This is a genomic window from Streptococcus parasalivarius (genome assembly GCF_054785155.1).
The window spans coordinates 211727-224515 of sequence record NZ_BAABOB010000004.1 but is presented as its reverse complement, the minus strand read 5'-3'; the positions used below and the strand labels follow the sequence as shown (position 1 = coordinate 224515).

The window sequence follows — 12789 nt, the reverse complement described above, 5'->3', positions numbered from 1 at the left end:
CGGTTTTAGAAACTTCATCAACTTTAAGAAACGTGTCTTCATCATTTTGAACATAAAAAAAGAGAAGACCTATCAGGTCCTCTCTAGATGTTAGCTTTTCGTCACCCACTACAGTTGACAAACATACGAAAAACTGCAATTTCTACTTTACAGTTTTCTTCTTTCCTATAATTTTTAGCTTTTCACTATTTTGAAAAGATCAACACTTATTTGTACTTTTCTATCTCCGTTTCTAATAGACTGAGCATGCTTGCATTGTGCTCTTTGACACTGTTATTATCCCATTTTCGATCATATTTCTTGAGCAGGTCACTCATCGCCTTCAACTTGGGACTTTGCTCTATTATATTTGGAAAATGCTCAACCTTCTCAATTGGAAACCGATTCGAAAACTTTGAATTGGCTGAAACAGTGATGAGAGCAAGATTCCCCAACAGATCTCTATTTTCAACAGTCACTGAATTATCAGCGTTAATAGGGTGCTGAGGGAAGAAATGTTCGATAGAATTTCTGAACTGGAATTGGAAATTGCTAAATTCAGATGCTCTATCCCTCGCCAACAGATAATCCAAATAAGTAAAGACAATCCGATCGATACCAAATCCACTTCGATTTCGATAATCTGAAGATTCAATTTTTTGGCAGCAATACTTTTCTAAGGTAGGGATAAGGAGTTTGCCATCTTGCTCTTTATTCACATTCGTCAAGACTCTAGCAATCCAGTGCATGGTCTTAGGGGAAGTATAGGTCACGCGCAGGCAAGATTCTAGGAGTCGTAATTGTTGATTATCCGTTCCTTCTTCTTGATCCATTGAGTCTAAAGTAGATTTATAGGATGGTTTTCTCCCCTTTTTATCCTCATACATGACGAGCTTTTGTAAAGACCATTTCCCTTCGACCTTGTATTCACCGATATATTCTCTTTTAATAATATAACGATCAAATAGATACCGATACTTCAAAAGAGCATAGATAAACTCCAAGGCCTTTTCTTTACTAGCCCATCTGTCCTTTAATAAGTCAAGGAATCGCTTATCATCTAATCCACTATCACGATCCGTCTCAGTCATCTCCATGGCTTCATTGACCTGCAAAAGAAAATTTGGAAAGTTAATGATAGACTCAAACCGTTCATTTTCTTCTTCCCTATCATCAATTTGATTAGACACAGTAGGATCCGGCGCTTGCAAGATAGTTTTTAAGGTAAATTGAGTCTCATCACTGTTATTTTCTGCATTAAAAATGTCACGAAGATCTGAGAAGTCAGCCACCCTCAGCATATCCCAATTTGCACTAAATAGTTTTTCACGTATTTTTACTGGGAGAACCATCTGAAGATAGTTGTCCATTTGTGCACAAGCATCCCAAATCGTAGCTGCAATTAGTTTATCTTTTTTGTCCTCTTCACTGAATCCATTTTCAGACTTGATAGCACCCAAAATCTTTGCTTTCACAATTTCATGGAGCTCCAATTGCTCTCCACGAGTATTCATGATCTCAAAATAGTGATTCAAATCGATATTTTGAGGAACCTGGGTTCGGATGATTGTTACAGTAGAAAACTTATCTCTAAACCGTTTTTTATAATCATCATTAGCGTTTTTGCTCTGGAAATATTTCTTAATTATTTCATATCCTTCTACTAACTCTTCTGAATAAAGAGAAGGCTCTTTACTATCCATTACAGTTTCGATCTCACCTAGAGTGATGTTCGATTTTTCTCTAGCTTCAAATTTCAAAGGATTTCTTTCTACAGAAGGATGATCCAGATAACGAAGAAGCAAAAACAAAGTAGTTAAGCGTTGCTGGCCATCGATTACTTCGTAAACTCGAGGTTGGACTTGATTGACCACTAAACTGCCAAGGTAATATTTACTTGAATTAGTTTCGTCAAGATCATCAATATCCATTAGCAATTGCTCAATTTCATCTTTTCTCCATGCGTAATTTCGTTGATAGATTGGGATGACATAGTTGACATTTTCAAAAACATTGTCCACATTCAATTCATCTGGTTGAATATACTTTTCACTTCTCATTAGACTAGTCCTCCTCTCCAAATACTTTATCATAGAGTTTTTGATAGCGTTTTTTATTCACGTTGGAATTCTGGAAAGCTTCCTTTGAGATAATATCTAAAACAATGGTATCCAACCCTATCGGATCCTGCATTTCAGAAATCAAAGCAAAGAGATTCAATCCCTTATTGATACGATCTGATTGTCCTTGTGCGTACTTATTTACCGATTCTCTATAGACTGCTTTCATGATCAATCTTAGAGAATAAGCCCATCTATGTAGAAAAGACAATCTTGCAGGTGTCAATTCCTTCATACTGAATTTATCGACAAAGAAGATCAAAATATTTATGAAGAGATTATAAACATAGAGATCACCAGTTCCGTTTTTTATGACCTCTTCTTCATTAAATCTACTATCGACCAAGTTCACAATCTCTCTATAGAGGTTGGCATAATGCAAAGTGTATGAAAAGAATCTTTTTCCAGCAATCAAGGGTTGGGTTAACTGGAATTGATTCAAAGGAATTCCAGTTGTTAGCTCATACACTTTGTCAGCATTAAAACGTTCCACATAAAGATGAGAGGCTTTAGCATAAGTCGCAAAATGATGGGGATTCGAAGGTTTAATTCCCTTAAAAGTTTGAATATCTTTAGTAGAATAATGAAGGCCATTTTTGTTCTTATACCATCTCACTAAGGGGAAGAGATTGTCTGCAAAGAGATCCTCCAGTTCGCTTTGATTTTTATTTTCCCAAGCTTGTATGATCTCAATCTTATCACTTTCAGATTCATCATTCATTTCTCTCAAATGATAAGATTTCAACAAATCATGTGGAGAGAGAGCCTTCCCCCGAGAATTCTGGGAGTCAAAGAATTGAAAAGCTTCCTGCTCATCATTCGTGATAATCTTTACCAAAGAACAGTTATCAAGAAGATAATCAGCATACTTTTTAACTTCTTGTCCGTCAAACTCTCTTAGCTTTCGCTTGATGATTTGGAAATTATGCACGATCGCTTCTCTAGATAGTTCATTATATTCCTCATTCAGCAAGGATGAAAGATTAGCATATGATGCCTCTTGAAGTATCTCATACACCACAAATAAAAGAATAGAAAGAGTTGTTAAGCGCTGCTGGCCATCGACAATATTAAGTTTAGAAGATGCGTCATTTATGTTTTCTCTGTGGAGTACAACAGACCCCATTCGATATTCTGGAATTCTATTCTTAAACGCCTCATAAGTATCTGTGATCAGTCTAAGTGCTGATTGTGTTCCCCAACGATACGGTCTCTGATAATTAGGAATCGCTAACCTTTCTACCATCATTTCTCTAACACTGACAATGCGCAAATTTTCATTCAAGTTTGACATTGAACAACTCCTCTATCTACTTCAATTTCTTTAAATACGGTTTTATATCACTCATTATAACACTTTAAGAAGTCAACTCAAGATTGATGACGAATTTTTATTTTTTTATTTATGACAAAGAAAAACAGCCAACCATTGGGTTAACTGCTAAAAAAAGTTATCAAGTTAATTATTAAAAGAATCAGTATCCAAATTCACTTTAAATCGTACTTCCAGTCTTCTCCATCTTGGTAGTAGAAAAATTCAGACAGGTCTTCTTCAAGAAAGATACGAAGCATATCCTCCATATCTAGAGAGAGGTCTAGATTTGGCAATTCTTTCAGGTCCTCCCACCAGACTTCCCCCCTCTTCAGAGGATATTAATTCTCCGTCAAACTTTTCTGTCTTATAAAAGAGAACTACATAACGAATGCCGTCTTCTACCCAATCTTTCATTCCACAAATCCGGGGAGAAGCAATCCTTAAGCCAGTTTCTTCCTTCACTTCACGGATTACTGCTTCCGTAAATGATTCTCCCCCTTCGACATGACCACCAGGAAAGGTTATGCCTGGCCAGTCCTTTTTTTTACGATCAATAACAAGAACTCTATCGCCGTCTCTTACCATACAAAGATTTGTAAACTCAACAGTCTCATTCATACAAATACTTCCTAACTATGTTTGTCTTTTTCTTTAAGGATAGGATAAACAATCTCTACCCTATTCTTCTTTTAGTTGCACTTGCGTATGGGCTAGCAGGTCGCCAAGATGCCTCTTATCTTTTCTAAACATCGTCATTGCCAGTAAGGAAACTGCGAGGAGAGTCGCCGAAATAGAGAGGATAATGGACAATACTTCAAAATTACTATAGAAACCATGAATCGTGCCCATATGACCTATTTGCCAAGGTAAAAATTTAATGGTATTTCTGATCAAGCTAGCCTGAACTGTTTTTTTCTGGTAGACCAGTTCAAGTCCCGCTTTTATCTTCCCAAAACTCCCATTTTTTGCATAATCCAAGTATGTGAAAAGGAGCGTAATTGGCAAAACAGAGGTGAAAAATACAAGCCACTGAGACTGAATTTCTGTAAACTCAGGGACGCCATTGAAAAGAATAATGTATATAAGCGTAGAACCTAAAAACAGAAGAACTAAATAAGCTAGAATGAAAAGATAATCAAAGAGAAATTCAATCATTCTTTTTTTAAACGGAATAGGGTTTATTGCTAAAATTTTCATCATCGACTCCCCCTTTCTCATCTTCTATTATAACATTTTTAATATTCTAAATAATATTTGAGAGAAAAAATTGAAGGCTATTGAGCTCACAAAATGCGTTTGTTTCATAATTGTAAACACCTGTAGATTCTATTATACACTAGATTCAAAGTCTTTTGGACTTTATTTCGATTTTACGTTATATTAGTATTAAAAATCTGAATCATAGGGGTAATGTATGTCTCAGTATATTAAAATAGAGATTGGAAAAAGAATTCGTGAAGAACGTGAGCGACAAGGGTTAACACGTGAGCAAGTCTGTGACACTGAAGAAGAATTAACCGTCAAACAACTGATGCGGATTGAGCTTGGTCGTTCATTGCCAACTATTGTCAAACTGCAATACATCAGTGATCAACTAAATGTTTCCCTGAATTATTTGTTGGGAGAAACTAATTTAGACATTCCTGAAGACTATTATCAGGCTAAATATAAACTCATGAAGTCTCCTGTCTATGGCGATTCTGAACGTATCAAGAAAAAACTACAGGATATTGAAGAACTTTATGAAAAATATATTGACATACTACCAGAGGACGAGCTGCTAACCATTGATATCATTGAAAGAACCCTGAATTTTATATCTGAAGAGAAGAAAGAAGATCTTGTTGAGATTGTATTTGAAGACTATTTGAATCAGGTATTAAAAAAAGAAGACTACACCTTGAATGACCTTTTGTTGATAAAATATTATGCTGTACAATGTCAAGGTTCTTCATATGATAAAGCTACAATTGAGCATTTTCGAATGAAGTTAATAAAACAAAGATTGCAAGGTGATGAATTATCCAATGTGGAACTATTGGGGGCTTTATCAGCTATAGCTGGGATATATGTTATGCACCATGAATACGAACATATGAAGTCTCTCGTCGATAAGATGTATGAAATCATACATTCCATTATGCAACACTCATATCAGCCAGGTATAACAATGCTTGAAGCAAAGTACTATCTCTTCTATGAGAACAATAAAGATAAAGCAACAGAGCTCTATCATACAGCCACCGTACTAGCCGAAGCCTTCGGCGACCAAGTCTTCATCAAAAATCTTAAAATGGAAATGGAAAAAGATTTAAATACGAAATAACAAATCTAAGTGACATAAATGTCCTTTTGATTCGTTATTTTTTTGTTTATACTCATTCATATAATCAAGTAGGAGAAATCAAGATATGACAAACCTTATCGTAGCAAAACAGTTAAGCAAACAATTTCAAAAATATAAAGCAATAGAAAATCTAAACTTCACAGTTGAAGAAGGTGAAATTTTAGGTTTCCTAGGTCCATCAGGCTCTGGTAAAACGACAACAATCAATATCTTAACAGGTCAACTCACTCCTAGTCAGGGAGAAACCTATATCTTAGACAAACCATCCCTTCAGTTAAAAGAAGAGGATTTGTCAAAAATTGGTTTAATCACTGAAAATAGTGGCTTTTATGAAAAATTGACTCTATATGATAACCTTCTATTTTTCGCAAAACTCTACAATGTTTCACCAGATTATATTGACGATTTGATGAAGCGTGTCGGACTTTATGACCATCGTAAAACCTTGGCAGAAAAACTCTCTACAGGGATGAAACAACGGATGCTTCTAGTTAGGGCTATCATTAACAAGCCCAAAGTTCTCTTTCTTGATGAACCGACTTCTGGTTTAGATCCATCAACATCTCAAACCATTCACGCTCTCATCAAAGAGCTTAAAGAACATGGGACAACCATTTTTCTGACGACACATGACATGCACGAGGCTACCATTTTATGCGATAACATTGTACTTCTAAATAAAGGGAAGATTGTTGAAGAAGGAAAACCTGCTGAGCTTATTCAGAAATATAATACAAATAAAATGGTAAGAGTGACCTACTGTTCAGGTCAAGAGAAAGTGATTCCCTTCTCTGAATTAAATCATATTACTGCAACTCAAGATATTCAAACCATCCATTCATGTGAACCAACTTTAGAAGACATCTTCATCCAACTTACAGGAGGAAAACTTAATGTTTAACCAATTGAAATCTTTACTATGGCTTAGAAAACGAGTTATCAAATCTAACAAAACCATTATCCTACAAATCCTCCTTCCTTTAGGATTTGCCTTTCTATATAAACATATCAATGAGATTCAAGGTACTCTAACAAACTCAATGAAAGTCAATCTATTAGGCCTGTGTTTAGCTTTATCTTTGAGTTTATCAGTTGGAAATCCAATCAGTACTATTGTTTCCGAAGAAAAAGAAAAAAATATTTTAAGAACTTTGTTTTTAAGTGGTGTTAACAGTACGAACTATATCCTTTCAGTTTTATTTTACCCAGTGCTTATTAGCTTAGTTATGACAACTGCTATTCCAAAAATACTAGAACTGAATATTGAAACTCATTATGGTCCTTATCTTATCGTTTCATTTGCTACATCTTTAGTAATGATGCTTATCAATCTTTTCATTGGATTAATCAGCAAAACTCAAGTATCTGCCCAAGTGATTAGTCTTCCAGTAATAATGATTAGTATGTTTATTCCAATGCTTTCAGAAATCAGTAAAGATTTTGATAATGTCACAAAGTACAGTTATATGGGATTGTTCACGAAATCTATAGGGCACCTTGAAACCTTTAAGTGGCAGGACCAAGTAGCAAGCTCACTATCCCTGCTAGTCTGGTTACTCCTATTTACTACACTGATCATTCTACAATCTAAGAGATTACGAAAAATATCTTAATTCAAAACCATAACCATCTAAACTGAGTGTTAGATGGTTGTTTTGTTTATTCCCCTATTTGCTCTAACTAGAAACACAGACAAGTTCCTAGAGTCTTTTCATTCACATGATTTTAAGGTATATTATTATATAATTAAAACTCAAGGGGAATACAGATGTCTGATGATATTAAAATCGAGATTGGAAAAAGAATTCGTGAAGAACGTGAACGACAAGAATTAACTCGTGAACAAGTCTGTGATACTGAAGATGAATTAACCGTCAAACAATTGATGAGAATCGAGCTCGGTCGCTCATTGCCAACTATTGTCAAACTGCAGTATATCAGTGATAAACTAGGTGTTTCTCTCAACTATTTGCTAGGTGAAACAAAACTAGACATTCCTGAAGAGTATTATAGGTCTAAATATAAACTCATGAAATCCCCTGTCTATGGGGACACCGGACGTATCAAGAAGAAGCTAAAAGATATTGAGGACCTATATGATAACTATATTGATGTTCTTCCTGAGGAGGAACTTCTAGCCATTGATATTATTGAAAGAACGTTAAAGTTTATGATTATGGAAGAGGAGGATCCTATTGAAGAGGTATTTGAAGATTATTTCACTCAAGTTTTGAGGAAGGATAAATATTCTTTAAATGACCTCTTATTAATTAAATACTATGGATTTCGATGTCAAATTGGTGACTATGATAAAGAAATTGTTGAAAGTTTTCGATGCAAATTAATTAATCAAGAATTACAAGGGGAAGAGCTAGTTAATGTTGAACTACTTGGGGCATTGTCAACTATAGCTGGAATCTATGTGATGCATCATGATTATAGAAATATGAAAACTATTGTCGATAAAATGCATACTGTTATTGATAAGACACTACAACATGCTTACAAACCCGCCGTACTCATTTTTGAAGCAAAATACTATTTATATTATGAAAATGACATCAATAAAGCAAGAGATCTCTATAATACGGCAACTGTTCTGGCTGAAGCTTTTGGCGACCAAGTTTTCATCAAAAATCTAAAAATGGAAATGGAAAAAGATTTAAATACAAAATAGAAAATATATCAGCAACATCTTTAATATGATTCATTCTAAATGCAATAACTACCGAAGAAGCATCTGAAGTCAAATTCAGATGCTTCTTTTATTATTTCAATTTTTTTCTTTCAGCTGATATTATGCTTCTTCAGATACTTCTTCCCATACCATTCTTCTGCTGACTTGCCTTCCCAATCTCGGTATTCTTCAGGATATTTCCATTTGTAGTAGCCTTGCATCATATAGGGGAACATGAGATAGATTTCGAAGGCAACAATCACAAGAGTGATAAGATACCACATCCCTAAAAACTGTAGAAAAATAAATCCCTCAGATCTAAACTCTCCAAATCGTGGCATAAAAAGTTTCATAAGCATATAAAGTGCAACAAGTATCCCACCATATTTCATAACAGCTTTTACAATTTTACCAATAAAGTCATTTTTAACAGTGTCATTATTATTTTCTCCATACATTAATTGTCTTAATGAGAAGAGACGATTTCGAAACATGAGAAAGATGACTAAGAAAATAGAACCAATAAAAATTGTCATTCCCCAAAACTCTAAACTTCCATATGTAAGTGTCATGAAAAACAAATTAACTTCGACTAATAACCAGAGAAAGTATGTAACTAATAGATGAAATTGTGTTCTATAAATTAATATAAATTGTTTGTTAAACCCTTTTCCAAGTATAATTAGAAAAAACCACATGAACAAACAAAGCCAAAATACCCAAGGGGGAAAGAAATTTATTTTTGAAATAGGAAATGTGAATTCCGATTTATCAGGTTCATAAAAGAAATAACTATTTACAGCTAAGAATCCCCAATTAAGCCCTATCACAAAAATTAGTGTTAAAATGATTTGCCAAACATACGACTTCAAGGTTCCTCTATATTTTTCTTTTTTTAAAGCATCTTGATAGAGATCCTCAACATATTTTCCCGAGATCTCATCATCCAATAGATTTAAAGATTCTTCAAAACTGGCTTTAAAGATTGATTTCTTTTTCATTATTAGCTTTCAACAACTCCTTATGCTTCTTCAAGTACTTCTTCCCATACCATTCTTCTACTGACTTGCCTTCCCAGTCACGGTATTCTTCAGGGTATTTCCATTTGTAGTAACCTTCTAAAAAGAAAGGGAACTCCATGAAGATAACCATTGCCAATAATCCAATATCTATGATTATCCATGTCAAGAACATACCTAACAAAGTCAAACTTTGTGAAACTGCTATGCCCGAATGCGATAAGATTATTTTGATAATTACTGCAAGTCCTAGCACTCCTGAACCATAGGTAGCCATTAGGCTTGCTATCCTATCAAGTAGCGTTTCTCCAATCTTCTCGCCAAATAAACAAGTGGTTAAACTTTTTTTCTCCATACGGAGGAATATTAGGGCAATGATAAACAAGAAAATATAAATAAACCAGATTCCAACTGAGGTTAGGGTCGGGAGGGCTACAGTTATGGCCAAGAGATTGAATTCAAGACAGAACCAAAATAAAAAGGTCTCCATATGGAAGCGATATCTGTATGGACGAATAAATGGTTTACGAACAAATTTTCCAATAAGTACAAGTAATAGCCATATGAAACAGCAAATCAGAAATAATTCTGGGGTCAACAGTGACGGCTTGTGAACAGGCAAGGTTAAATCTTTGGAATCTGCAACATCCAAAGAAGAGGCAAATAAGGCACAGAGAAAATTACATCCGAATACAAATAAGACGCTGTAGAGAATACTTTTTATTCTAAAACCAATACTTGGCTTTCCATTGTTTAAGCCTTTGCCCAGTTTTTCGTAATAGTCTTTCTTTATATACTGAAGTAAAGCATCATCTAATAGATTTAAAGATTCTTCAAAACTGGCTTTAAAAATTGATTTTTTCATTTCTTAACCATCACCTCTCTCTTACTGTAATCAAGTCTGCTATTTGCGTCCCTCTCCGGTTTAAGCTACTTTTCTATTTTGACTTTTCCCTGTTCATAGCCTGAATACCAACTGCTTTCAGGACTAACATAATCTAGTGGTTCATTATCTGAACCGTCACCCACAAGAAGTAGGGTACCATTGTTGAACAGACAATTATATGTCTCTGAATCTTTAGTGAATTCATCATTTTGGGAGTCATAGTGATAGGTTTGCTCTCCCTCCACATCCTTTAGAGTAATCTGCTCACCGTCTATTTTTATCCAAAAATTTTTATCAATTGTAGCTGTTTTTGTTGATCGATTTTTAACGATGAGATAGTAAATACCATCATCTGATTTTTCCTCATCAATAGTGGTATTAATAATCCCCAGAAGCATTAGAGCTGGTATAATCAATAGCAACCATAACCATTTTTTCTTGTTCTTTTTAGGTGTCTCAAGTTCTAGACTTGGCAAATCGACAGTTAGAGGCTCGATTTTCTCTAACCCCTGTTCTAAATTTTTGGTAACTCCTTCACCTTTATTGCCCAACCACTGTCTTGCCATTCGTACAAAGTACAGGCGCTCATCTTCTTGTGCAATCTCTTCAAACAAGTTTTGGGATTGAGTCTTATTTCCTTTTATTAGCTCATTTAAGGCTTTAAAATACTGAAGTTCAAGTCGTTCAAAGGCTTGTGGAGCAGTTGCTTGATTAAAGAAATCATTTGGTTTCCTCTCCACAAGGATATCGTACATAGCAAGAAATTCCATCTGTTCGACTTCTTTTGCTTTCTCGTCTTTAAAGTTTAGATAATGGAGTGATTTTAAGAGGTCATCTTTGCTGATTATTTTTGCAGAAAGCAAGGATGCTTTCAGTGAAATAATCCATAGAAAATTAAGGTAAGTTTTCCTAATACCTGCAAATTGTAATTCCTCTGCTTGGCTGATGACCGATGGGAAGTCGCCAATCATGTAAGCATAGGTAATAGATGCAATCCTAGCATTGATCTGATTCTTTTTACGACGAGACTTACCATACCGTTGAATCGAATCATACCAGAAATCTAAACCAATAGTTTCATTAAGGGCTTTGTGAGTTTCCCTTACCAATAAGCTATTTAAGTAAATTTTTAATAGAAGAACTAGACCAACGACGCTCATTGAAGCAACCAACTGTATTGTGGAATTTTCTAAAAATAACCATCGAAGGAAAAATAAAAAAATAATAATTAACACGGTACTGATACGTAAAATAAGGGTATATTTTTTCCAGATCCTCTTATAATCCATCAACTTATCTCCTATACTCATTTTTGAAATAGATTTACTTTTCATTATATCTGATTATTTAGCATTCGCAAGTTCACCGATAATATGAAAAAGAAAACACCCAAACAGGTGAATGATTCAACAAAAATAACTAGCAGGGGGGTCTCTTTCTTCTCCAAGATTTTCAAATATTTGCTTTTCTTAAATTGCCCTGATAATGCTAACAGAATAAATAAGTACCACATCAAAAAACTTAGGAATAATAGTAAAAAACTACCTAAAATAAGATATAAGAACGATAGCCCTAAAGTTAGACAGAAAAAATCTAACTTTTTGGAATCAGTACAGTTTTTCAGGCACTTCCAATTAATCTCTACTTCGAATGGTTAAATCATAAAGAGCGAGACAGACCTTTTTAGTTTTCTCAGCTAGTGTAGAGTCTGTGTTTAACTGAGCTCCCAGATCTTCTCTGGACAAATTAGAATCTATCAGCACGATTGAACGAATGAGATAACTTTCAAAAAGTTCTTATATTTCTGCTTTAATTCCGTCTGACTGATTGTTTCTCTAGCATCCTTTATGACAGCATCAAAATCTCCTGACCTAGACTTTACGAGTGCCTTGCTCTACCAACTGAGCTAAATTGGCTAACACTTTTATAGTGTAGCACTCTCAATTTTTTGTCAGGAAGTTTTAAACGATTTTCTTTATCAAAATCTGACAAGGATTTTGGGGATCCCATAGTTGAGGAAAAATCTCTAATTTTTTAAAACCAAGACTGCGATAAAAGACATTTGTTCGATCATAATCTTTATTAGAGCCTTCTGCTACTGTTTTTACCTGTAGGTAGTCTACTTGTTTGCCTGCTTCTCTTTCTAAAGTCGCAAGCAATTGACTCCCAATTCCTCTACCTTGATAAGCTTTTTTTACGCCGAGACAATCAATCTCTGCACACTCTTCACTAGAATAGGACAAGCTTACAAATCCAGTCAACTCACTCTCCTGGTAGGCTGCCCAAACTTGCAATTCCTTGGCTCCTTCGATGTATGCTTGCGTGCTTTCAGGTATTCCAAACCATTCTGGCAAATCCTTTAAAACCTCAGCGACAACTGCCATTTTTTGATCTTCATCCTTGACTTCTTCGATTGTAAACATCATAAGTTCCTTTCTTGATTTTA

Annotated in this window: 11 protein-coding genes and 1 pseudogene; 4 read left to right on the top strand and 8 right to left on the bottom strand. The window is 34.8% G+C overall.

Features of this window, described 5'->3' with window-relative positions; translation table 11 throughout:
* Positions 1-206: 206 nt before the first annotated feature.
* From ACYVQ1_RS05425 to ACYVQ1_RS05410, 4 genes and pseudogenes are all read right to left on the bottom strand, one after another.
* Complete coding sequence (locus tag ACYVQ1_RS05425) at positions 207-2039, bottom strand: GmrSD restriction endonuclease domain-containing protein (RefSeq protein WP_461250090.1); 1833 nt, start codon at positions 2037-2039, stop codon at positions 207-209.
* 4 nt (positions 2040-2043) lie between these two features.
* Positions 2044-3393 (bottom strand): DUF262 domain-containing protein, encoded by a 1350-nt coding sequence (locus ACYVQ1_RS05420; RefSeq protein ID WP_014634652.1) that lies wholly within the window; start codon positions 3391-3393, stop codon positions 2044-2046.
* Between the two features lie 194 nt (positions 3394-3587).
* Positions 3588-4032: pseudogene (locus ACYVQ1_RS05415) on the bottom strand (NUDIX domain-containing protein).
* A gap of 60 nt (positions 4033-4092) precedes the next feature.
* Entirely contained in the window at positions 4093-4614 is a 522-nt protein-coding gene (locus ACYVQ1_RS05410) for an RDD family protein (protein ID WP_461250089.1), read from the bottom strand.
* A 214-nt stretch (positions 4615-4828) separates the two neighbouring features.
* Between ACYVQ1_RS05410 and ACYVQ1_RS05405 the strand changes: the two genes are divergently transcribed.
* The 4 genes from ACYVQ1_RS05405 (at position 4829) to ACYVQ1_RS05390 (ending at position 8438) form a co-directional block, all read left to right on the top strand.
* Positions 4829-5740 carry a helix-turn-helix domain-containing protein gene (locus tag ACYVQ1_RS05405; RefSeq protein ID WP_461250088.1) on the top strand — a complete coding sequence of 304 codons (912 nt, stop codon included), beginning with the start codon at positions 4829-4831 and terminating at the stop codon, positions 5738-5740.
* 85 nt (positions 5741-5825) lie between these two features.
* Complete coding sequence (locus ACYVQ1_RS05400; protein WP_461250087.1) at positions 5826-6662, top strand: ABC transporter ATP-binding protein; 837 nt, start codon at positions 5826-5828, stop codon at positions 6660-6662.
* On the top strand, positions 6655-7374 hold the full coding sequence (locus tag ACYVQ1_RS05395; RefSeq protein ID WP_461250086.1) for an ABC transporter permease: 720 nt from the start codon (positions 6655-6657) through the stop codon (positions 7372-7374). Before ACYVQ1_RS05400 ends, ACYVQ1_RS05395 begins: the two co-directional genes overlap by 8 nt.
* Before the next feature lie 155 nt (positions 7375-7529).
* Entirely contained in the window at positions 7530-8438 is a 909-nt protein-coding gene (locus ACYVQ1_RS05390; RefSeq protein WP_156246834.1) for a helix-turn-helix domain-containing protein, read from the top strand.
* Positions 8439-8548: 110 nt separating this feature from the next.
* Here ACYVQ1_RS05390 and ACYVQ1_RS05385 read toward each other — a convergent pair whose 3' ends face one another.
* The 4 genes from ACYVQ1_RS05385 to ACYVQ1_RS05370 all read right to left on the bottom strand — a co-directional run bounded on the left by ACYVQ1_RS05385 (position 8549) and on the right by ACYVQ1_RS05370 (position 12766).
* The gene (locus ACYVQ1_RS05385) at positions 8549-9439 is read right to left on the bottom strand and encodes a hypothetical protein (protein WP_156246835.1); all 891 of its coding nucleotides are present in this window, start codon (positions 9437-9439) and stop codon (positions 8549-8551) included.
* A complete protein-coding gene (locus ACYVQ1_RS05380) occupies positions 9417-10322 on the bottom strand; it encodes a hypothetical protein (protein ID WP_179969459.1) in 906 nt (301 codons plus the stop codon). Before ACYVQ1_RS05380 ends, ACYVQ1_RS05385 begins: the two co-directional genes overlap by 23 nt.
* 65 nt (positions 10323-10387) lie before the next feature.
* Positions 10388-11677, bottom strand: a complete 1290-nt coding sequence (locus ACYVQ1_RS05375) for a hypothetical protein (protein ID WP_461250085.1) — start codon at positions 11675-11677, stop codon at positions 10388-10390.
* 627 nt (positions 11678-12304) lie between these two features.
* Positions 12305-12766: a GNAT family N-acetyltransferase gene (locus ACYVQ1_RS05370; protein WP_461250093.1), complete on the bottom strand. Its 462-nt coding sequence runs from the start codon at positions 12764-12766 to the stop codon at positions 12305-12307.
* Positions 12767-12789: the final 23 nt, after the last annotated feature.

Coding starts and splice junctions, on each gene's coding strand:
- ACYVQ1_RS05425 (WP_461250090.1), bottom strand. CDS start 2,039: ATGAGAAGTGAAAAGTATATTCAACCAGATGAATTGAATGTGGACAAT.
- ACYVQ1_RS05420 (WP_014634652.1), bottom strand. CDS start 3,393: ATGTCAAACTTGAATGAAAATTTGCGCATTGTCAGTGTTAGAGAAATG.
- ACYVQ1_RS05410 (WP_461250089.1), bottom strand. CDS start 4,614: ATGATGAAAATTTTAGCAATAAACCCTATTCCGTTTAAAAAAAGAATG.
- ACYVQ1_RS05405 (WP_461250088.1), top strand. CDS start 4,829: ATGTCTCAGTATATTAAAATAGAGATTGGAAAAAGAATTCGTGAAGAA.
- ACYVQ1_RS05400 (WP_461250087.1), top strand. CDS start 5,826: ATGACAAACCTTATCGTAGCAAAACAGTTAAGCAAACAATTTCAAAAA.
- ACYVQ1_RS05395 (WP_461250086.1), top strand. CDS start 6,655: ATGTTTAACCAATTGAAATCTTTACTATGGCTTAGAAAACGAGTTATC.
- ACYVQ1_RS05390 (WP_156246834.1), top strand. CDS start 7,530: ATGTCTGATGATATTAAAATCGAGATTGGAAAAAGAATTCGTGAAGAA.
- ACYVQ1_RS05385 (WP_156246835.1), bottom strand. CDS start 9,439: ATGAAAAAGAAATCAATCTTTAAAGCCAGTTTTGAAGAATCTTTAAAT.
- ACYVQ1_RS05380 (WP_179969459.1), bottom strand. CDS start 10,322: ATGAAAAAATCAATTTTTAAAGCCAGTTTTGAAGAATCTTTAAATCTA.
- ACYVQ1_RS05375 (WP_461250085.1), bottom strand. CDS start 11,677: ATGAAAAGTAAATCTATTTCAAAAATGAGTATAGGAGATAAGTTGATG.
- ACYVQ1_RS05370 (WP_461250093.1), bottom strand. CDS start 12,766: ATGTTTACAATCGAAGAAGTCAAGGATGAAGATCAAAAAATGGCAGTT.